The following is a 19,971-nucleotide window of genomic DNA, read 5'->3' as shown; positions in this document are numbered from 1 at the left end:
GTCTCCCCTGGCGCCCTCAGGACAAGGATGGATTCATGCGGAAACTGCCCCGCGGCCCCCTGGCCGCCGCGCTCCTGGCACTGCTGCTGGCCGGCTGTGCCTACCAACCCGGTATCGTCGAGCGCATGCCCGACGACGATCCCGGCCGCCTGCTCGAGCAGGCCCAACAGCAGGCGCCCGAACAGGCTGCCCTGACCCGGCTCGAGGCGGCCGACATCCTAGCACGCCAGAGGCAGCGCACCCAGGCGCTCGAGATCGCCAGCGACATCGACGACGGCCTGCTCCCCGACCAGGCCAGGGCACGCTGGGCGCTGCTGCTCTCGGCATTGGGCGAGGAACTGGACGATCCCTGGGCGGTGATCCGGGCCGGCCAGGACCTCGACGCCCTCGACCTCTCCCCCGACCAGGCCGACACCCTGCGCCAGCGCCTGGGGCTGGCGCTGCTCGAGCTCGATGAGCCCCGGGCCGCCGCCGAGACGCTGCTGCGCGCCCAGGCCGACACGGGCCGCGAGGCGCTCAACGACCCGATCTGGAAGGCCCTCTCGCGCCTCGATGGTCGCGAACTCGCGGCGCTGCGCGACGGTGCCGACGATCTCACCCTGGGCTGGCTGTCCCTGGCCGAGCTGGCGCGCGGCAGTGCCGACGACCTGGAGCGCCTGTTCGGCCGCCTCGACGACTGGCGCGAGCGCCATCCGCAGCACCCCGCCGCACGACGCCTGCCCGCCGACCTGCTGGCCCTGCGCGAGCTGCGCGGGCTGGAGGTCGATCACATCGCCGTCTTCCTGCCCGAATCGGGCCCGCTGTCGGGCGTCGCCGGTGCCATCCGCGAGGGCATGCGCATTCACCACCTCAACGCCGCGAACGGTGGCAGCAGCGCCCGCCTGAGTTTCCTCGACGCCAGCCGCGGCAGCCTCGAGTCCCTCTATCGCGAGGCCCAGAACCGCGGCGCCCAGGTGGTGGTCGGCCCGCTCGACAAGGACCAGGTGACCGAGCTCGAGAACCTCGACAGCGTGCCGCTGCCGACCCTGGCGCTCAACTATGGCCATGGCGAACGCAACCGGGCCCGGGGGCTCTTCCAGTACGGCCTCTCCGCCGAGGACGAGGCCCGCCAGTCGGCGCGCCGTGCCTGGCAGGACGGTCACCGCCGGGCGGTGCTGATGGTGCCGGACAACGACTGGGGCCGCCGGGTCGGCGAAGCCTTCTGGAGCGAGTGGCGCGAGCGTGGCGGCGAGGTCACCAACGCCGTGCGCTACAACCCGGAGAGCAGCGTCGCCAATGCGGTGCGCCCGGCGCTGCGCGTGAGCGGCGAGCGCGCGCAGCTGCGCGACATCGACATGCTGTTCCTGCTGGCACTGCCCGAATACGCTCGCCAGGTCCCCCCTACCCTGGACTACTACTACGCCAGCGGCCTGCCGATCTACGCCACCTCGCACCTCTTCGAGGGGCGCCTGCAGCCGCGGCTGGACCACGACCTCGACGAGGTCCTGTTCATCGACATTCCCTGGCAGATCCCCGATGCCGCGGTGGGCGGCGAGGATGCCCTGCCCTTCACGGCCAGCTACCGCCAGCTGCGCGAGGAGTCCGACCCGGCGCTGTTCCGGCTGATGGCCATGGGGGTCGATGCCTACGAACTCGCCCGACGCCTGCCGCAGTTCCAGGCTGTGCCGAACAGCGAGCTGTTCGGCGCCACCGGCACCCTGCGCTCGCGGGACGACGGCCGCATCCAGCGCCAGTTGCCCTGGGCCCGCTTCGAGAACGGCGTGCCTCGCCCCATCCTGATCCCGGGGCTGTTCGACTTCGACTCCCGGGACAATGGCCACCGGGGCGATGGCGCACGCGGCGACGGTGACGGCGACTGATGGCCGGCGCCCGTGACGCCCGGGCCCGCGGCGGCGCCATCGAGCGCCTCGCCGCGGCCTGGCTGGTCGACCAGGGTCTCGTCCTCGAGGCAAGCAACCAGCATGCCAAGGGCGGTGAGATCGACCTGGTGATGCGCGACGGCGAGGCGCTGGTGTTCATCGAGGTTCGCCACCGCGCCGATACTCGCCACGGCCACCCGCTCGAGACCGTCACCGCCTCCAAGCAGCGCCGCCTGATCCGGGCGGCGCGTTTTTATCTCCAGCGCAACGGGCTATCATGTCCCTGCCGTTTCGACGTGCTGGCCGTGACCGGCCAGGCCCCGGCCCTCGACTTCCTGTGGGTGCAGGGCGCCTTCGACGCCTTCTGACCGGCCAAGCCAAACTGCCCCTCCAGGCCAAAGAACCAGGATCAGGAACCCAGCATGGATTTCCAGCAGCGAATTCTCGGCCACTTCAACGCCAGCATCGACACCAAGACCTACGCCAGCGAAGTGCTGCCCCCCTTCATCGAAGTGGCCAGCCAGATGATGGTGCAGTGCCTGGTCAACGAAGGGAAGATCCTCGCCTGCGGCAACGGCGGCAGCGCCGGCGACAGCCAGCACTTCTCTTCCGAACTGCTCAACCGTTTCGAGCGCGAACGCCCGAGCCTGCCCGCCCTGGCCCTGACCACCGATACCTCGACGCTGACCTCCATCGCCAACGACTACAGCTACAACGAGGTCTTCTCCAAGCAGGTACGCGCCTTGGGACAGCCCGGCGACATCCTGCTGGCGATCTCCACCAGCGGCAACTCGGCCAACGTGATCCAGGCCATCCAGGCGGCCCACGACCGCGACATGACGGTGGTGGCGCTCACTGGCCGCGACGGCGGTAACATGGCATCGCTGCTCGGCCAGGACGACTGCGAGATCCGCGTACCGGCCACCTCCACCGCCCGCATTCAGGAGGTTCACCTGCTGGTGATCCACTGCCTATGCGACCTGATCGACGAACAACTCTTCGGCGCAAGCGAGTAATTCCCATGACCAAGAAGTCCCAGCTCACCCCCCTTCTGCTGACCCTGGCGCTCGGGTTCGCCGGCTGCACCACCGTTACCGGTGTCACCAACCCCGGCACCATCGGCGAGAACTACCGCGAACGCACCCTCGGCACCAAGGTCGAGGACGAAAGCATCGAGACCAAGATCGGTCACAACCTGCGGCGCACCGATGCTCGCCTGGGCGACGCTCGCATCAATGTCGACGCCTACAACGGCGTGGTGCTGCTGACCGGCCAGGTGCCGAGCGAAGAGCTGAAGAACAAGGCAACCGAGGTCGCCGGCGAGGTGCGCAACGTGCGTGAAGTGCACAACGAGCTGACCGTAGCCGCCAACCTGCCGGCCAGCCAGCGCCTTTCCGACACCTGGCTCAATACCCGCATCCGCGCCAACCTGGCCGGCAACGAGTCGATCGACTCGGGCCGCATCCGCGTGATCACCGAGAACGCCAGCGTCTACCTGATGGGTATCGTCAGCCGCGCCGAGGCCGATCGCATCGTCGAGGCGGTGTCGCGAATCGGCGGCGTGCAGCGCATCGTCAAGGTGTTCGACTACCTCGACTGAGGCGGCTCCCCCCTCCCTGGAATGCGAAACGGCAGGCCCGAAGGCCTGCCGTTTCGTTTACCACTCTCGTCTCATTGTGCTCATGCTCACGCACGCTGCTCGCGCGCCCGACTACTTGATGACCCGCAGCGAAGGACGCCCCTTGCGGGGACGCGCCTCGTCATCCCGCCCCTCCGGGGGCGGCGACTCGGCCTCCTCGTCGCTGCTCGACGCCTCACTCTGGACGCCGGAAAGCGCAGGCCCCTCGTCGTCGGCCGGCTCCACAGCCACCGGCATCACCGGCTCGTGGCCGAACACCATGCCCACGCCGTTCTCGCGGGCATAGATCGCCACCAGTGCCGAGATCGGCACCATGATACGCATCGGCTGGCCACCGAAACGGGCACTGAATCCCAGCGCCTCGTTTTCCATGAACAGATCCCGCACCGCGGTAGGCGCCATGTTGAGCACGATCTGGCCGTTCTGCACGAACTGACGCGGCACCTCGACGCCCGGCTGCTCGGCATCGACGACGATGTAGGGGGTGAGCTCGTTGTCCAGCAACCACTGATACAGGGCTCTGGCGAGATAGGGGCGGCTCGATTGCATCATCTTTGCCCTCCGGCTTCAGGGAGCCCGGCCCTCTGCCTGGGGCCCGGACTCGGGTTCAGGGACGCATTTCGCGTTCGCTTTCGCTCAGCGCGGCCTTGAAGCCCTCACGGTCGAACAGCCGCTCCATGTAGCTGGTCAGCGGCTTGATCTGCGGCTCCGGCAACTCGATGCCCAGCACCGGCAGGCGCCAGAGGATCGGGGCCAGACAGCAGTCGACCAGGGTGAACTCCTCGCTCATGAAGAACGGCATGTCCTCGAAGATCGGCGAAATGCCGATCAGGCTCTCGCGCAGCTCCTTGCGCGCCCGCTCGGCCTCCTTCCTGGGGGCACCGAGGATCTGGTCGACCAGCGGACACCATTCGCGCTCGATGCGATGCATCCACAGCCGACTCTGGGCCCTGGCCACCGGGTATACCGGCAGCAGCGGCGGATGGGGGAAGCGCTCGTCCAGGTACTCCATCATCACCTTGGATTCATAGAGCACCAGATCCCGGTCAAGCAGCGTGGGAACGCTGTTGTAGGGGTTGAGGTCGGCGAGCTCCTCGGGGTGCTGCTCGTCGGTGACCTCGACGATATCGACGGCCACGCCCTTCTCGGCGAGCACGATGCGCACACGATGACTGAAGTGGTCATCGCCCCCGGAGTAGAAGATCATCGACGACCGCTTGGCCACTACACCCATGAAACAATCCTCGCATCAGTTCGAACCGGAATGATAACACGACAGCCCCCGCCTTGAGGGGGCCGAGCACGAACCACCTTGCATGAACCACAGGGGGCGCATGGCCTCCGGCCACACGCCCCCGGTCATGTCCGTCGGCGACGGATCAGTGGATGTCGCGCCAGTACTCGCGCTTGAGCAGGTAGGCGATGACACCGAAGATGAAGATGAAGATCAGCACCTTGGGTGCCAGCGTCTGGGCATGCAGCTTGGACGGCTCGCCGACATAGACCAGGAAGTTGGTCAGATCGTAGACCGCTTCCTCGAACTCGTCGGGCTCCATCGCGCCAGGCCGGGTCACCTGCAATACCTCGCAGGACTGATACTTGCCGCTCAGCGGATCGAGCTCGGCGCCCTCGATGGGACGGTCGACCTCGGCACAGACCTTCTCCTGCACGCCCTGCAGCGGCTCGAGCACGTTGGGCATGGCGACCATGTCGAACACGGTGTTGTTGACGCCGGTCGGACGGCTCGGGTCCTTGTAGAAGCCCAGCAGGTAGGAGTAGATCCAGTCCCCGCCGCGCAGGCGACCGTGCAGGGTCAGATCGGGTGCCGCGGCACCGAACCAGTTGCCCCCGTCTGCACGGCTCATGGCGGTATGCATCTGGTCGTTGAAGGCCAGATCCGACGAGAAGATCAGGTTCTGCTCGACCAGGTCCTGCGGCATGCCGAAATCCTCGGCGGCACGTGCGAAGCGCTGGTGCTCCAGGGAGTGACAGCCCATGCAGTAGTTCACGAAGAGTTGCATGCCACGCTGCAGCGATGCCTCGTCTCGCAGGTCCGGTGTCATGGAATGAGGCACGTCTTCCGCCGGGGCGGCCATCGCCGCGAAGGGCACCAGCGCGAAGAGCAGTGCGAACAGTTGCTTTTTCATTAGCCAGTCACCCTCTCCGGAACGGGTTTGGTCTTCTCCAGCCGGGTATAGAGCGGCATCAGCAGGAAGAAGGCGAAGTACAGGGCAGTGCAGAGCTGCGCCACGGCGGTGCGCAGCGGCGTGGCCGGCAGCGCACCGAGGATGCCCAGGATCACGAAACTGACCGCGAACAGCGCCAGCATGACCTTCGACATCCAGCCCTTGTAGCGCATGGAGCGCACCGGGCTGCGGTCGAGCCAGGGCAGCACGAAGAGCACCGCGATGGCGCCGCCCATGAACAGCACGCCCAGGAACTTGGCGTCGAGCCCGAAGAGGTCGAAGGTGATGGCACGCAGGATCGCGTAGAAGGGCGTGAAGTACCACACCGGGGCGATATGATCCGGCGTCACCATGGGGTTGGCCGGCTCGAAGTTGGGTCGCTCGAGGAAGTAGCCGCCCCCCTCGGGGAAGTAGAACACCACCACCGCGAAGACGAACAGGAAGACCGCCACGCCGACGAGGTCCTTGACCGTGTAGTAGGGGTGGAACGGGATGCCGTCCAGCGGCTTGCCGGTCTCGTCCTTCTTGGCCTTGATGTCGATGCCGTCGGGGTTGTTGGAACCGACCTCGTGCAGGGCGATCAGATGCAGCACCACCAGCGCGAGGATCACGATCGGCAGCGCCACCACGTGCAGGGCGAAGAAACGGTTCAGGGTGATGCCGGAGATCAGGAAGTCACCGCGCACCCACTGCGCCAGATCCGGGCCGATGAACGGGATCGCCGAGAACAGCGAGATGATCACCTGCGCCCCCCAGTAGGACATCTGGCCCCAGGGCAGCAGGTAGCCCATGAAGGCCTCGGCCATCAGTAGCAGGTAGATCGCCATGCCGAAGATCCACACCAGCTCACGGGGCGCCTTGTAGGAGCCGTATAGCAGGCCGCGGAACATGTGCAGATAGACGACGACGAAGAAGGCAGACGCACCGGTGGAGTGCAGATAGCGAATCAGCCAGCCGTACTCCACGTCGCGCATGATGTACTCGACAGAGGCGAAGGCGCCCTCGGCCGAGGGGTTGTAGCTCATGGTCAGCCACACGCCGGTGAGGATCTGGTTGACCAGCACCAGCAGCGCCAGGGAACCGAAGAAGTACCAGAAATTGAAATTCTTCGGTGCGTAGTACTTGGACAGGTGGTCCTGCCACATCTGGGTGGCGGGAAAGCGGTCATCGACCCAGCGCATGAAGCCACGCTCCGCCTTGACGCGATTCGGGTTACCCATCAGGCAGTCTCCTCGTCTTCACCGACGATGATGTCATCGTCTTCAAAGCGGTACGGCGGAACCTCGAGGTTGGTCGGGGCCGGCACATTGCGGAACACCCGCCCCGCCAGGTCGAAGAAGGAGCCGTGGCAGGGGCAGAAGAAGCCGCCCGGCCAGTCATCCATGTCGACGGCATCCGGCTCCGGTCGATACAGCGGCGAGCAGCCCAGATGGGTACAGATACCGATCAGCACGCCGATCTCGGGACGCACGGAACGCAACGGCCCGCTGATGTAGGCTGGTTGCTGCGGCTCCCGGGACTCCGGGTCGGAAAAGCGTGCCGGGTCGCTGTTCTCGGTCCGCTCGATCATCTCGGGGGTGCGGCTGATGACCCACACCGGACGCCCCCGCCACTCGACGGTCATGCGCTGGCCCGGTTCGAGCTTGGAGATATCCGCTCGCACCGGCGCACCCGCCGCCCTTGCCCTGGCACTGGGCTGCCAGGAAGCCACAAAGGGGACCGCTACCCCGACGGCACCCACCGCACCCACAACGGTGGTGGCACCCACGAGGAAACGGCGCCGACCCTTGTTCACGCCGTTGTCTGCCATTTTCAGGTTTCTCCCATCAGCTGAACCGTCGTTCCATCACGGTACGGACAGTAGCGCGTCCCGCGACCACGGATGTCAAATGCGCACTATGGTAAAAAATCGTGACGCCCCGCACAAGGACAAGCTCCCTTGACCAAGGTGGAAGGTCGACGGCAAATTATTGATCGGAATAAAAAAACGCCCAGGCCACTGGGCCCGGGCGTTTTTTCGCAGTCGCTGCCGCTTAACGCTTGGAGAACTGCGGACGGCGACGCGCCTTGCGCAGGCCGACCTTCTTGCGCTCGACCTGGCGGGCGTCACGGGTGACATAGCCGGCTTCGCGCAGCTGGCCGCGGAAGTCCTCGTTGTACACCATCAGGGCCCGGGTGATACCGTGACGGATGGCACCGGCCTGGGCCGAACCACCACCCCCCTTGACGGTGACGAAGACGTCGAACTGGTTCAGGGTGTCGGTCAGCTCCAGCGGCTGACGAACCACCATGCGGCCGGTGACGCGACCGAAGTACTGGTCCAGCTCACGGCTGTTGACGGTGATCTTGCCGGTGCCCGGCTTCAGGAAGACGCGAGCGGTAGAGGTCTTGCGGCGCCCGGTTCCGTAATACTGCTGTGTCATGGCGAAGACTCCCTCAGATGTTCAGTTCTTGCGGCTGCTGGGCAGCATGCGGATGCTCGGTGCCGGCATAGACCTTGAGCTTGGTATACATGGCACGACCCAGGGGACCCTTCGGCAGCATGCCCTTGACGGCGGACTCGATGATGCGCTCCGGCGCGTACTCGACCAGCTTGTCGAAGGTCATGGAGCGCAGGCCACCCGGGTAGCCGGTGTGGCGATAGTAGGTCTTGGCCTTGGCCTTGTTGCCGGTGACCTTCACCTTCTCGGCATTGATGACGACGATGTAGTCGCCGGTGTCGACATGCGGGGTGAATTCCGGCTTGTGCTTGCCGCGCAGGCGACGAGCGATTTCGGTGGCCAGACGGCCGAGCGTCTTGTCCGTGGCGTCGACGACGTACCAGTCGCGCTGGACGGACTGCGGTTTGGCAGTGAACGTCTTCATGGAGGTATCACCAGATCGATGTATTGGGTCCTGCCGCCGGAACGCCCGGCATGGGACCATCCCTATTCTTCTTGGTTGCCCCGCCTGCCCTCAGGCATCGGCGGCACAACGGTCGAGCGAGCGCGCATTCTACACGACTCTCGGTGGGCAAGGGAAGAGCTGCGGGCCAGGGCTATCGCAGGCAGCAGCATCGCTCGGAGCTGCTCCGTCGACAAGCCTGCGAGGAGGCGCTGTGAATACCTCCCTGTACGCTACCGACGCCATCCCTGGCGTAGGACCTCCTCTTCGGCTTGTCCCCGGCGCCCCTCGCTATGGGCAACTGCGATTGCCCTAGGCTGCGGGCAGTCTTCGCTGTTACGAATCAGCTGCCCACCGCTCGAAGCCCGTTCGGGTCACGGCTTGTGCGGCAGCGCCAGGTACTCGTGCGACTGCATCTCGTGCAGGCGCGAGAGGGTGCGCTGGAACTCGAACTCGAGGCGGCCGTCGGCGTAGAGTCCCTCGGCCGGGGCCTCGGCGGACATCAGCAGCTTGACGCCGCGGTCGTAGAACTCGTCGACCATGTTGATAAAGCGCCTGGCCTGGTCATCCGTCGCGGCATGCATCCGGGTCACGTTGGAGACCAGCACGGTGTGGAACTCCCGGGCCAGCTCGATGTAGTCGTTCTGGCTACGCGGCCCATCACACAATTCCCTGAACTCGAACCACACCACGTCGTCATGCAGGCGCCGGGCATGCAGCACGCGGTGATTGATCTCGAGGGACACGCCCGCCTCCCCCTCGTGGCCGGCGATCTCGCGAAAGCTGCGGGCGAGCTCGGTCTCGGCCGCCTCGTCCAGCGGCGAGTGGAAGATCTCGGCGCGCTCCAGGGCGCGCAGACGATAGTCGATGCCGGAATCGACGTTGACCACCTCGCAGTGACGCTTGAGCAGGTCGATCGCCGGCAGGAAACGGGCCCGCTGCAGACCATCCCGGTAGAGGTCGTCGGGCACGATGTTGGAGGTCGCCACCAGCACCACGCCGCGCTCGAAGAGCGCCTCGAGCAGGTTGGCCAGGATCATGGCATCGGTGATGTCCTTGACAAAGAACTCGTCGAAGCAGATCACCCGGGCCTCGGCGGCGAACTTGGCGGCGATCAGCCTCAGGGGATTTTTCTCGCCCTTGTAGTGCTCGAGCTCGTTGTGCACCCGCTGCATGAAGCGGTGGAAGTGGGTGCGCATCTTGTCGGGGAAGGGCAAGGCGTCGTGGAAGGTATCGACCAGATAGGTCTTGCCCCGCCCCACGCCCCCCCAGAAGTAGAGGCCAGACACTTCGGGCAAGGCGGGCTCGCCCTTCTCCTCGCGCTTGCCGAACAACCCCGCCATGCGCGACTTCAGCCCCTTGCCGGCGAGCACCGCCCGGGGCTGGGTGCGCGGCCGGGCGACCAGCTCGTCGAAGAGCCGCTGCAGGTGTTCCACGGCCCGCTCCTGGGCCGGGTCATGGTGGAAGTCGTCACGCTCGAGGTCGGCACGGTAGCGAGCCAGCGGCGTGACGGGACGGCGCGCGTCGCGGGATGCTGGCAGGGTTGGCGATGCACTCATGGGAAGTCTGTGGCCTGCTCGCGGCTTCGATGAGCATCGCATTATACGCGCCTGGCCGGCGCTTCGCATCGCCGCCGCCGCGTTGACCCGGCGCGCGACCTCGGCCCTATAATGGGCCACCGGGCTAACCCGCCCTCGACACCGATCCGGCTCGCGCACCGGATCGTCCGACAGCCGCAGGGAGAGACACGTGGACGAAAGCAACATCAACTGGGTGCTGGCGATCGCCAGCCTGCTGGCCGGCATCGGCATCGGCGCGCTGGGCTATCACCTGCTCAATGCCGGCGCCGGGCACCTGCAGAAGCTGCGTCAGCGCCTCGCGGAGCGCGACCGCGAGCTGGCTGCCCTCAAGGACGGTATCGACGATCACTTCTCCGCCATCACCGGCCTGGTCGAGAATCTCCAGCGTGACAGCGACGCCCTGGCGCGCCGCCTCGAGGAGAACACCGCCACCCTCGGTGGTCATGGGCGAGCCCCGCGCAGCCTGGAGATGACCCTGGCGGCCGAGGAGCAGGCGGCCAACGAGGAGTATGCGGTCCCTCGCGACTACGCCGACGGCACCCGCGGCACCCTCTCCGAGGATTTCGGGCTCAAGAACAACGAGGCCACCCCCCAGCCTCCCCGCTACTGATCACCGCCTCGCGTCGCCTCCCCCCAAGACAGCACGCCCGGCGCCTTCAGGCCGGGTTGTCGATATCGACGAAGCGATGCTCCAGGCCGAACTCGCTCGCCAGCCACTCCCCCAGGGCCTGGACCCCGTAGCGCTCGGTCGCATGATGGCCCGCCGCCAGGTAGTGGATGCCCAGCTCCCGGGCCAGGTGGGTCGTGCGCTCGGAGATCTCCCCAGACAGGAAGGCGTCGGCCCCGGCCTCGCAGGCGGCGGCGATCATGTCCTGGGCGCCACCGGTGCACCAGGCGATGCGACGGATCTCGCCGCCTCCCGGCACCTCGATCAGCAGCGGCTCGCGCGCCAACCGCTCGCCCACGTGGCGGGCGAGCCCCGGGGCATCCAGGCCGGGCGGCGGCGCCCCCATCCATAGCAACCCCTCACCCGGTTCGCCATCGGCACAGCCCTCGACGCGAAAGTCCAGGCGCCTGGCCAACACGGCGTTGTTGCCCAGTTCCGGATGGGCATCCAGCGGCAGGTGGTAGGCCAACAGGTTGATGTCGTTGAGCAGCAGGGTGCGGATACGGCGCTGCTTCATGCCGGTGATGGCCACCGGCTCGTTCTTCCAGAAGTAACCATGGTGGACCAGCAGCAGGTCGGCCCGCCAGGCCACTGCTTCGTCGAGCAACGCCTGGCAAGCGGTCACGCCGGTCATCACCCGGTTCACCCGATCTCGACCGGCCACCTGCAGCCCATTGACGGTGTAGTCCCTGAAGCGGCCGGCATCGAGCAGATGGTCGCAGGCGGCGACCAGGTCGTCACGGTTCATTCGCACCTCCGGGCATCGGCGTATCGGCAATGTTACACTACCGCCATTGTATCGGCCGCGGCCCCGAGTCGCGACCGCACCGCGAGTAAGGAATCACCCCGCATGCGACGCAATCTGCTGCCGTACGTCTGGCCCGTCCTCATCGGCGTGCTGCTGGCCATCGTGCTGCTCAATGCCTTCCCGCAGTTGCTGGGACGTCCCGAGACACCGGCGACCGCGCTGCAACCCCCGGTCTCGCCGACCACGGTCGACGCACCCTCGGAGGAGACATCACGCCCCTCCCCCGAACTGCGCCAGGCCGCCCCCCTGGCACGCCACCAGGGCCCGGTCAGCTACGCCGAAGCGGTGGAGCGTGCCGCACCGGCGGTGGTCAACATCTACTCCTCGCGCGTGGTCGAGCGCGAGCAGCATCCGCTCATGTCGGACCCCTTCTTCCGCCAGTTCTTCGGCGACGACATGCCCGCTCGGCAACGCATGCTCTCGAGCCTGGGCTCCGGCGTCATCGTCAGTGGCGACGGCTACGTGCTCACCAACCATCATGTCATCGGTGGCGCCGACCAGATCCAGGTGGCCCTGCGGGATGGCCGCGAGACCCTCGCCGAGGTGATCGGCACCGATCCGGAGAGCGACCTGGCGGTACTACGCATCGACCTGGAGAGCCTGCCGGTGATCGAGCTGGCCGACTCCGCAGGCGTGGCGGTGGGCGACGTCTCGCTGGCCATCGGCAACCCCTTCGGGGTGGGCCAGACCGTGACCATGGGCATCATCAGCGCCACCGGACGCAGCCACCTGGGGCTGAATGCCTACGAGGACTTCATCCAGACCGACGCGGCGATCAACCCCGGCAACTCCGGCGGCGCCCTGGTCAATGCCGAGGGCGCCCTGGTGGGCATCAACACCGCGATCTTCTCGCGTTCCGGCGGCTCCCAGGGCATCGGCTTCGCGATACCCGCCAACCTCGCCCGCAACATCCTCGAGGAACTGGTGACCCAGGGGCGGGTGATCCGCGGCTGGCTGGGCATCGAGGCCCAGGAGTTGAACCAGGAACTGGCCGCTTCCTTCGGCCTCCAGGCCCCCCGCGGCGTGGTGATCGCCGGCGTGGTCCCCGGCGGCCCCGCCGCCCTGGCCGGGCTGCAGCCCGGCGATATCCTGCTGGCGGTGGACGGACGCCCGATCCTCGACGCCCGGGTGGCGATGAGCGACATCGCCGCCATCGAGCCCGGCAGCGAGCTGCCGCTGACGGTGATCCGCGGCGGCGAGTCGATGGAGGTCACCCTGGAGGTGGGTGAGCGCCCCACACCGGAACCGCGCCGGCAGGAGCCATGATGCTGAACCCTGCCACCATATTAGCTCCCACCGGAGAATCATGACGTTATCGGCAGACCTTGTCTTTGGGTCTGCTTACCGCCCGAGGGCATTGAGCCCTGGCCTGTCCCTGCCCCTTCCTTTTTCTGAGCGCGGCCAGAGCAGCCAAGTCAGAGCGAGCCCTTGCAAGAGCGCCACCAAACCCAAGCATACGCGGTAACCCATGGAGGAATACCCCACCCCAGGTCCTTCACCCCAGAATTCGATCACGATCCCGATGCCCCATTGCAATAAGAAGGCACCGAGGAAAACCATCAGATTCAATGCGGTGATCACCCTACCCATCAACTCGGCTTCGAACCGTGGGGTAATGACCGCATATAGCAAGGAGCCAGCAGAACCACATAAACCGAACATCAACCAGGCAGGCAGTACACTCCCTGCAGGCTGCCAAGTCAGTACCATGACTGACAGCATAAAGAGCGCGAGGCCAACGCCTGCCACCGTCATGGAACGGAACCCCAGCCGTCCCAGCCTCTCTGCCAGAGCTCCCCAGGCGATGAAGCCGATGGTGGCCGCGAATGCCAACAGAAGCAGATGTTGAGCGACGGCATTACGGTCCAGCCCTGCAACATCACGCAACCACGGCCCGGCCCAGAGCCCCTGGACTGCCATGGGAGCCGCAGGAAACACCATCGCGGCAGGTGCGAAGCGCCAGAACACCGCGCTGCGAAGAATGCAGGACAAGCCAGCGATCTGCTGATTCAACGGCTCGGCCCTGGCTATGCCCGCTCTCTCCGGCACCACCCGCCAGAGCACGGCAGCCACCACGACACAGACAATCGCCAGCATCGCGAACAGCACGCGCCAGGTGGTCACACCAAGTATGGCCTCCACGGGAGCTGTGGCCCCCATCGCACCAAGCCCGCCGCAAGCCAGCATATACCCATTGACGAGGGGTAGTCGCTGTGGATCGAACCACTGCGCAAAGGCCTTGAAGCCTGCCATCAAGCAGGCAGAAACCCCCAGACCGATCAAGGCCCGGCCAACACTCAGCGTCGCCAGTCCCTCCCCCATAGCGAAAACCAGGGCTCCAACTCCTGCGACCAGCAGAAGAAACGCCTCTACACGGCGCGGGCCAAAGCGATCCAGAAGCAAGCCCAGGGGCAACTGAAAACACGCGAAGGCAAGAAAGTAGAACCCCGTCAGCAAGCCAAGCTGATCAGCACTCAAGCCAATATCAGATTCCAACTCACTGGCAACTACGGCATTGATGTTACGAAACAGGTAGGAGAGAAAATAGCCGGCAGCGAAAGGGAGGAACACCCGGGAAAAGCGATTCGTCAGAATAGCCGAGTCTGCCTGTACATGATTTTGCAACTGGGCCTCCTCCCGTCAGAGTCTCCCCCTGGACGGCGGCGACCGACCGCGCATCGGCCGCCGCTGACTACGCTCACTGCTTCACAGGTAACCGAGTTCGTCACAGGCGCGCTCGGCGCCCTCATGCAACGGAAACCTTCCGGTATCGTGACAGACTTCCTCAGGGTAGAATTCACTCATGGATTTGAGCGCATTGCGCATAGTGGAAGCGTTCTCCAGCACGGATTTTGTCAATTGATAGGCCAGATCTTCATCCATGTCCTCATGCACGAACAGCACATGGTCTACCGATGCCGTGACGAACGGCTCTTCCAGGCTGTCGTAGAACTCGGCCGGATGGTCGACCTTGATATACCCACCGTAACTGTCGATAACCTTGTCAACGGCCTCCTCCTCGATTTTCAACCAGGTGAGATCCCTGACAGATGCGTCCATATCCAGCATGAAGGCTGCAGGCGCACGTGTCATCACCATCGACACATCGACATGTCCATCGATCATCAGCGAGGAGTGCTCGGCCTGAGGGTTGAACGAGACATTCCCGCCCCACTCTTTCAAGTCATCGAAGGTAACTCCATACGCTTCCAGAAACCGCCGACCAGTCAGTTCACCGGGGTTGCCTCGCTGAAAAAAGGCCCAGCGCAGCGCCGGCTTTTCATCGAGCAGCTCGCCAACCGTCGTTACCCCGTCGGGCAAGGCGCTACCACGGATCATGAAGGCGGAGTGGCTAAGCGCATTGAACCGCACCAGCGCCCGCAGGTTTGTCAGGCCATCTGGTGCCCGATCACCGATATCTCCCGTTCCCGCCATGGCATCCGCCGTGGTAATAGTATCTGTGATACCGATCGCCTCGTTCGGAGCCCCTCTCGATATATGGAACGGATTGGTCGTACCCCCTCCCGAAACCGCCGAGATGTTCAAGCCGTCGATTGTATTTTCCCAATCCGATATCCACACCGACATGACCTCCATATAAAGACCGCCAACGGAGCCGGCATATGCCGTCATATCGATGTCTTGGGCCATCACCCGGTCGGTGCCTGCCATGCCGGTCGCAAACAACAACCCGGCTGCTGCTGACGCGTATTTCATGTTTTTCATAACGACTCCAATCGATTTGTAATTGTTTCAAAAAATCAAGGTGAACCATTCACGGATGAACCATGCACCTTCCTTTCGTCATACCACTGCCACGACAGCACCAGTCCGACAGCCAGTGCTGCCAGCATATCCGTCCATAGCGTTGGCATGACAATGGCCAACAACGAGGCACCCAGGAGTGCTCGCTGCACCATATTCAGTCGATGAAGGAACCAATCGGACATCAACACCACGAGGCCGATGACCGCAACAGTCGTGCTGATGAAGACCTGAAGACCGAACCATAACCCATGTTCCCCAAGATTCAGCAGCGTTGGGTTATATGCGATCACGATCGGAATCACATACGCAGGCATGCCGAGCCGGAGGCCGCGCATGCCGGCACGAGTGAAGCTGCAACCAGCGATCGAAGCTGCCGCGAATGTTGCCACGCAGACAGGTGGAGTAATGTTCGCGGTCAACGCAAACAGGAAAATGATCATGTAGGCGACAAAGGGTTCAATACCGAACTCCATGAGCGCAGTCGCGCCGAACAGGGAGGCGATGAGAAAAGCGCCAGTCACTGGCATCCCGAAGCCGAGCACGATCGTCATGGCTCCGACAATCAGTAACGCCGGGAACATATGCCCCCCACTCAGGTCAACAAGGAGTCCAGTTATCTGATAGGGAACGCCCGTCATCTCCAGGATCGCAATGCCGATCCCGGCACAGACCAGCACGATGCCAATCGAGACGATACGTTTCATCGTGGAAACGGTCGCCTCCACCAATTCTCTAATCCCCATTCTCGTTTCACGACGCAACCAGCTGATGGGAATGACGGACAGAGTCGCAACCGTCGCGGCGAAGTATGGCGTATACCTCATGACGAGAAGGGCGATCAGGATCACCAGAGGCAGGGCCAGATGCCAGTAGCGTGACAGCACGGTCCAGATACTGATCTGTTCCCCTTCTGGCTCATACACGCCAATACCTGCCTTGTTCGATTCGATATGAACTGCAAAGTACAACGCAAAGACATAGAAGAAGGAGGGAACCAGTGCAGCCACGGCGACATAGGCATAACTGACACGGCTGAACTCGGCGACAATGAAGGCGGCAGCCCCCATCACCGGCGGCAACAACTGCCCCAGTTGAGAGGCACAGGCTTCCGTGGCCGCCGCGAACTCCCTACGATAGCCGGCCCGCTTCATCAGCGGGATCGTGACCGCCCCCGTCGCATAGACATTGGCCGCCCCACTTCCAGTCAACGCACCGAAGATCACGCTGGCAATCACCGCGGCCTTGCCGGGCCCCCCTCTCCGACCACGAGTCATGGAGATGATGATCTGTGAAAGAAGTCGCTCTCCCCCTGCTGCCTGCAGGAAGGCGCCAAAGGCGATGAACATGAAAACTATCGACAGTGAGAGCGACGCGAGCGATCCGTAGACACCCGTCGAGGTCAGAAAGACATGATCGAGGAATTTTTCGGCACCGGCTCCCTGGTGGCGAAGAATACCCGGCAAATACGGGCCGAAGAGAGTAAAGGCACCGAATGCCACGATGATGACCGGGAGCACCAGGCCCACCACCCGTCTCGCCAGTTCGATGATAAGTGCAATGGTAACCACCCCCACGATCCAATCCCCCGTGGTCAGTGGATCCAGATAGGCCAAGCGCTGAGTGATACGCTCGTAGTCGTTCAGCACATACACGGCTGAAACGATCCCTAGAGTCGCCAGAACCCAGTCGAACCAGTGAGGTACGTGAGACGGTGCTTCTGCACCATCGTCCACTGCGGCGTTCTTGGGAGCCCTGAAGGGAAGAAGGAGAAACCCCAGGAAAATGAGTGCACTGACATGGATCGGCCGGACCATCATCGGCTCGGGAACGCCTGTCAGTGAAATGTAGAAGTGATAGATGGCAACGACCAGCATCACTGCGGTTACGATTCGCACGCCAACCGACATCTTGTTATCCTCCCCTCGTGGTAATCGGCGAACACCACAGCTGCTGTGCACTCGCGGCTCTTCTATCAAACAGCAGATCGCCACCTCTCAACCTCTCTACGGAGCAAGCTGCTGTTCGGGGGCATATTGGCTTGGTAACATAGTGACGACGGCCTCGACCCACTCACAACGAGGCCGTCGCCACACCGGCCTAGGCGATTTCCGCCGCTTTCAATGGCATGTCCATCTTGCGCAGTATCTCCTGCACTTTTGCCACATCCACATCCCTGACGCTGGTTCCCGAAGCGATCGCGACTGCGGCGGCGACACCAGCAGCCTGTCCCGTGGCCATACAGGCTGGCATGTTACGTGTACGGCCATGCGCCACATGGTCGGCCGAGATGCAGCGCCCAGCCACCAGCAGCTGATTCACTTCAAGGGGTACCAAGCAGCGATAGGGAATCTCGTAGGGCCCAAGGCCCTGGAAGTCAACATCAGACCCCTTGACGTCATGAACATCCATGGCGCAGTTATCGGCGCCGATGGTGTCCTCGAACGGTACGCAATCTATGACATCCTGGCCCGTCAGCAAGTACTCCCCGCGGATGTGGCGGGTTTCACGCACACCGATCACGGGTGCGATCTGACCGATGTGCGCGTTCTCGAAGCCCGGGATCTTCTCGACTAGAAAGGCCGTATAGGCCTCTATCTGACGATAGATCTCGAGCATTGCGTCGCTCATCTCCAATGGTGACAGGCCATCCACGCCGAGAACTCGCGTGGCGTTTACATAGAGCACGCCATTAGCGGTCTTCAAGGTGATGTTATCGCGTTGTAGCTTGACACCCTTTTCTTCCTGATAGGCCCTGATGAGATTATTGAAACCCGTCAGCCACAGACCGTAGTCCAGATCCTCATCATTCTCGGGTAAGGCTCGCGCCGGGACCTCGTCCGGGTTGGCCTTGGCCCATTCCGCCAAGCGCTTGACGTTCACGTTAGACAGTGTGAAATACATAGAAACGGGCTGTACAGCATGCGCGTCCCCATCGCCAAGAACGTAGGGTGCGCCGGCGGCAGCCGCCACGTCAGCATCTGCCGAACAGTCGACCACGACCTTGGCGCCCACATACTGGCGACCGCCCTTGCCTTCGATGATGACGCCGGCAACATCACTCCCCTGCATGACCGGCGCCGACACGACTGTCTCGAAGAGCACCCGCACCCCCGCTTCATGCAGCAGGCGTGTCAGCAGCATTTTCATGATTTCCGGATCACAGGGCGAGGCGATCTTGACGTCTTTCACCTTGGTGGTGGCGACATAGTCGGCACCCACGCCGCCGACCGAACGCGCCAGGTTCCATAGCTCGAGGGGGAGACCGCCCGACAGGACGCCCGAGGGCTTGGTGTTCAGCCCCAGAGTCATGTTGCCGCCAAGCGAACCGAAACGCTCGATCAGGACCACGCTACGCCCTTGTCTGGCTGCCGCCAGCGCAGCCATCGGGCCCGTAGTGCCCCCACCGACCACGACGATGTCGGCCTCGAGCAGGCACGGGATTTCGCGAGCGGGTTCGGTTATGTTCGGCAGATTGTTCGACATCTCTTGGCTCTCCTGTTCTGACCCTGGCGTCAACGGCTTGACCGTGACCAGCGAGGCTCAGCATTTGATTCATATACGTAACGATGATTCTCATGCGTAACTATGGTAGGCTATCCTGGAGTTGTCAAATACACCAGATCACTTTTGGGCAGTGCTTGCTTCAAGCGATCAGCTGCCCGATGCTTAGCGCTGGAAGCGAGATGCTGATGGAGAGACCAAACGTGGATGACAAGCCAGCCGGGGCCAACCGGAACTACATCGTGCCGGGGCTTCGTCGGGGGCTCGCCGTACTAGGGCTATTCGGCCGCTCGCGGCCAACCATGCGCGTTGCGGAAATCGGCCGGGAACTGGGCCTGCCCCGCGCAACCGCCTTTCGTCTGGTTTACACCCTCGAGACCGAAGGCTACCTGCTGCGTGGCAAAGACTCGGTGACCTATAGCCTTGGCCCTCGGGTGTTGACGCTGGGCTTCGACTACCTGCACTCTCAGGAACTGATCGAAGTGGCGGGGCCGCTACTCGACGACCTCAGAGACAGGGTGGGGGCCAGCACCCATATGGGATTGCTGGACGGATGCGATGTCCTGTACGTGTATCGCGCTCCATCCCACCAACGCCTGTCGAGCAACCGCCGCGTGGGTTCCCGCCTCCCGGCCCATTTTTCTTCCCTCGGCAGGGCCATGCTCTTGGATCTGTCGGATGAGGAACTAGCCGAATTATATGATGCCAATTACGACTTCCATGCCTTGACTCAGGATGGACCTGGCGATCTGGACGAATTGAAGCGCTGTCTCGCAGAAGAACGGCAACGGGGCTATATCGCCGGATCATTCATCGGTGACGGCATCATCAGCGTTGCGGCACCGGTACGGGATGCATCCGGGCGCGCCATTGCCGCGATCAATGTCTCGGATTACGAATCGCTGCCGTGCATGGCAGACCTCCACGGCACGCTGAAGGACAATGTGTTGAACACCGCCGCCGATATCTCCCGCTATCTTGGCCATAGCGTGACACCGCGCCATGCAAGCACTGCCCGGGGACTTCGGGTGGAGGGTGGTAGCTAGGCGCACCATTGTGGAGACTCGCTCGGGAGCATGG

The 19,971-nt window shown here is 63.8% G+C and carries 20 protein-coding genes; 7 read left to right on the top strand and 13 right to left on the bottom strand.

Features of this window, described 5'->3' with window-relative positions; all coding sequences use genetic code 11:
- Nucleotides 1-35: 35 nt before the first annotated feature.
- From AC5W54_RS02865 to AC5W54_RS02850, 4 genes are read left to right on the top strand one after another with little or no spacing between them, the layout of a single operon-like run.
- Nucleotides 36-1,859: a penicillin-binding protein activator gene (locus AC5W54_RS02865; RefSeq protein WP_495960554.1), complete on the top strand. Its 1,824-nt coding sequence runs from the start codon at nt 36-38 to the stop codon at nt 1,857-1,859.
- Complete coding sequence (locus AC5W54_RS02860) at nt 1,859-2,227, top strand: YraN family protein (protein WP_495960553.1); 369 nt, start codon at nt 1,859-1,861, stop codon at nt 2,225-2,227. The genes AC5W54_RS02865 and AC5W54_RS02860 overlap by 1 nt, the downstream gene beginning before the upstream one ends.
- Before the next feature lie 54 nt (nt 2,228-2,281).
- The gene (locus tag AC5W54_RS02855; protein ID WP_421417380.1) at nt 2,282-2,875 is read left to right on the top strand and encodes a phosphoheptose isomerase; all 594 of its coding nucleotides are present in this window, start codon (nt 2,282-2,284) and stop codon (nt 2,873-2,875) included.
- Between the two features lie 5 nt (nt 2,876-2,880).
- Nucleotides 2,881-3,459 (top strand): BON domain-containing protein, encoded by a 579-nt coding sequence (locus tag AC5W54_RS02850; RefSeq protein WP_495960552.1) that lies wholly within the window; start codon nt 2,881-2,883, stop codon nt 3,457-3,459.
- 111 nt (nt 3,460-3,570) lie between these two features.
- Here the strand turns inward: AC5W54_RS02850 and AC5W54_RS02845 are convergent, their stop codons facing one another.
- The 8 genes from AC5W54_RS02845 to zapE form a co-directional block, all read right to left on the bottom strand.
- Nucleotides 3,571-4,047 (bottom strand): ClpXP protease specificity-enhancing factor, encoded by a 477-nt coding sequence (locus tag AC5W54_RS02845; RefSeq protein WP_495960694.1) that lies wholly within the window; start codon nt 4,045-4,047, stop codon nt 3,571-3,573.
- A 58-nt stretch (nt 4,048-4,105) separates the two neighbouring features.
- Nucleotides 4,106-4,732 (bottom strand): stringent starvation protein SspA, encoded by a 627-nt coding sequence (gene sspA, locus AC5W54_RS02840; protein WP_495960551.1) that lies wholly within the window; start codon nt 4,730-4,732, stop codon nt 4,106-4,108.
- A 145-nt stretch (nt 4,733-4,877) separates the two neighbouring features.
- A complete protein-coding gene (locus AC5W54_RS02835; RefSeq protein WP_495960550.1) occupies nt 4,878-5,645 on the bottom strand; it encodes a cytochrome c1 in 768 nt (255 codons plus the stop codon).
- Nucleotides 5,645-6,904, bottom strand: a complete 1,260-nt coding sequence (locus AC5W54_RS02830) for a cytochrome b (RefSeq protein ID WP_495960549.1) — start codon at nt 6,902-6,904, stop codon at nt 5,645-5,647. The genes AC5W54_RS02835 and AC5W54_RS02830 overlap by 1 nt, the downstream gene beginning before the upstream one ends.
- The gene (petA, locus tag AC5W54_RS02825) at nt 6,904-7,494 is read right to left on the bottom strand and encodes a ubiquinol-cytochrome c reductase iron-sulfur subunit (RefSeq protein ID WP_495960548.1); all 591 of its coding nucleotides are present in this window, start codon (nt 7,492-7,494) and stop codon (nt 6,904-6,906) included. Before petA ends, AC5W54_RS02830 begins: the two co-directional genes overlap by 1 nt.
- Nucleotides 7,495-7,717: 223 nt before the next feature.
- Nucleotides 7,718-8,107: a 30S ribosomal protein S9 gene (gene rpsI, locus AC5W54_RS02820; protein ID WP_495960547.1), complete on the bottom strand. Its 390-nt coding sequence runs from the start codon at nt 8,105-8,107 to the stop codon at nt 7,718-7,720.
- A gap of 13 nt (nt 8,108-8,120) precedes the next feature.
- Nucleotides 8,121-8,549 carry a 50S ribosomal protein L13 gene (gene rplM, locus AC5W54_RS02815; RefSeq protein WP_495960546.1) on the bottom strand — a complete coding sequence of 143 codons (429 nt, stop codon included), beginning with the start codon at nt 8,547-8,549 and terminating at the stop codon, nt 8,121-8,123.
- A 392-nt stretch (nt 8,550-8,941) separates the two neighbouring features.
- Nucleotides 8,942-10,126: a cell division protein ZapE gene (gene zapE, locus AC5W54_RS02810; protein WP_495960545.1), complete on the bottom strand. Its 1,185-nt coding sequence runs from the start codon at nt 10,124-10,126 to the stop codon at nt 8,942-8,944.
- Between the two features lie 190 nt (nt 10,127-10,316).
- Here zapE and AC5W54_RS02805 point away from each other — a divergent pair, with 190 nt between their 5' ends.
- A complete protein-coding gene (locus AC5W54_RS02805; protein WP_495960544.1) occupies nt 10,317-10,757 on the top strand; it encodes a Z-ring associated ZapG family protein in 441 nt (146 codons plus the stop codon).
- A gap of 46 nt (nt 10,758-10,803) precedes the next feature.
- Here AC5W54_RS02805 and AC5W54_RS02800 read toward each other — a convergent pair whose 3' ends face one another.
- Complete coding sequence (locus AC5W54_RS02800; protein ID WP_495960543.1) at nt 10,804-11,562, bottom strand: Nif3-like dinuclear metal center hexameric protein; 759 nt, start codon at nt 11,560-11,562, stop codon at nt 10,804-10,806.
- A 102-nt stretch (nt 11,563-11,664) separates the two neighbouring features.
- Between AC5W54_RS02800 and AC5W54_RS02795 the strand changes: the two genes are divergently transcribed.
- On the top strand, nt 11,665-12,888 hold the full coding sequence (locus AC5W54_RS02795) for a Do family serine endopeptidase (RefSeq protein WP_495960542.1): 1,224 nt from the start codon (nt 11,665-11,667) through the stop codon (nt 12,886-12,888).
- Nucleotides 12,889-12,963: 75 nt separating this feature from the next.
- On the opposite strand, the gene AC5W54_RS02790 is transcribed toward AC5W54_RS02795, so the two are convergent.
- From AC5W54_RS02790 to AC5W54_RS02775, 4 genes are all read right to left on the bottom strand, one after another.
- Nucleotides 12,964-14,247: an MFS transporter gene (locus AC5W54_RS02790; protein WP_495960541.1), complete on the bottom strand. Its 1,284-nt coding sequence runs from the start codon at nt 14,245-14,247 to the stop codon at nt 12,964-12,966.
- 81 nt (nt 14,248-14,328) lie between these two features.
- Complete coding sequence (locus AC5W54_RS02785; protein ID WP_495960540.1) at nt 14,329-15,348, bottom strand: TAXI family TRAP transporter solute-binding subunit; 1,020 nt, start codon at nt 15,346-15,348, stop codon at nt 14,329-14,331.
- Nucleotides 15,349-15,383: 35 nt separating this feature from the next.
- Nucleotides 15,384-17,297 (bottom strand): TRAP transporter permease, encoded by a 1,914-nt coding sequence (locus tag AC5W54_RS02780; RefSeq protein ID WP_495960539.1) that lies wholly within the window; start codon nt 17,295-17,297, stop codon nt 15,384-15,386.
- Between the two features lie 190 nt (nt 17,298-17,487).
- Complete coding sequence (locus AC5W54_RS02775; RefSeq protein WP_495960538.1) at nt 17,488-18,873, bottom strand: FAD-dependent oxidoreductase; 1,386 nt, start codon at nt 18,871-18,873, stop codon at nt 17,488-17,490.
- Between the two features lie 221 nt (nt 18,874-19,094).
- Here AC5W54_RS02775 and AC5W54_RS02770 point away from each other — a divergent pair, with 221 nt between their 5' ends.
- Nucleotides 19,095-19,937, top strand: a complete 843-nt coding sequence (locus tag AC5W54_RS02770; RefSeq protein ID WP_495960537.1) for an IclR family transcriptional regulator — start codon at nt 19,095-19,097, stop codon at nt 19,935-19,937.
- Nucleotides 19,938-19,971 lie beyond the last annotated feature (34 nt).

The sequence above is a fragment of the Halomonas sp. LMYGS-3 genome (genome assembly GCF_059509875.1).
This window is presented reverse-complemented; position numbering and strand designations above follow the sequence as displayed.

Bases quoted from the DNA above. Each gene is read 5' to 3' on its own strand.
- AC5W54_RS02855 (WP_421417380.1), top strand. From the start codon at position 2,282: ATGGATTTCCAGCAGCGAATTCTCGGCCACTTCAACGCCAGCATCGAC.
- AC5W54_RS02780 (WP_495960539.1), bottom strand. From the start codon at position 17,297: ATGTCGGTTGGCGTGCGAATCGTAACCGCAGTGATGCTGGTCGTTGCC.
- rpsI (WP_495960547.1), bottom strand. From the start codon at position 8,107: ATGACACAGCAGTATTACGGAACCGGGCGCCGCAAGACCTCTACCGCT.
- zapE (WP_495960545.1), bottom strand. From the start codon at position 10,126: ATGAGTGCATCGCCAACCCTGCCAGCATCCCGCGACGCGCGCCGTCCC.
- petA (WP_495960548.1), bottom strand. From the start codon at position 7,494: ATGGCAGACAACGGCGTGAACAAGGGTCGGCGCCGTTTCCTCGTGGGT.
- AC5W54_RS02835 (WP_495960550.1), bottom strand. From the start codon at position 5,645: ATGAAAAAGCAACTGTTCGCACTGCTCTTCGCGCTGGTGCCCTTCGCG.
- AC5W54_RS02785 (WP_495960540.1), bottom strand. From the start codon at position 15,348: ATGAAAAACATGAAATACGCGTCAGCAGCAGCCGGGTTGTTGTTTGCG.
- sspA (WP_495960551.1), bottom strand. From the start codon at position 4,732: ATGGGTGTAGTGGCCAAGCGGTCGTCGATGATCTTCTACTCCGGGGGC.
- AC5W54_RS02865 (WP_495960554.1), top strand. From the start codon at position 36: ATGCGGAAACTGCCCCGCGGCCCCCTGGCCGCCGCGCTCCTGGCACTG.
- AC5W54_RS02775 (WP_495960538.1), bottom strand. From the start codon at position 18,873: ATGTCGAACAATCTGCCGAACATAACCGAACCCGCTCGCGAAATCCCG.
- AC5W54_RS02845 (WP_495960694.1), bottom strand. From the start codon at position 4,047: ATGCAATCGAGCCGCCCCTATCTCGCCAGAGCCCTGTATCAGTGGTTG.
- AC5W54_RS02800 (WP_495960543.1), bottom strand. From the start codon at position 11,562: ATGAACCGTGACGACCTGGTCGCCGCCTGCGACCATCTGCTCGATGCC.
- AC5W54_RS02830 (WP_495960549.1), bottom strand. From the start codon at position 6,904: ATGGGTAACCCGAATCGCGTCAAGGCGGAGCGTGGCTTCATGCGCTGG.
- AC5W54_RS02795 (WP_495960542.1), top strand. From the start codon at position 11,665: ATGCGACGCAATCTGCTGCCGTACGTCTGGCCCGTCCTCATCGGCGTG.
- AC5W54_RS02860 (WP_495960553.1), top strand. From the start codon at position 1,859: ATGGCCGGCGCCCGTGACGCCCGGGCCCGCGGCGGCGCCATCGAGCGC.
- AC5W54_RS02850 (WP_495960552.1), top strand. From the start codon at position 2,881: ATGACCAAGAAGTCCCAGCTCACCCCCCTTCTGCTGACCCTGGCGCTC.
- rplM (WP_495960546.1), bottom strand. From the start codon at position 8,549: ATGAAGACGTTCACTGCCAAACCGCAGTCCGTCCAGCGCGACTGGTAC.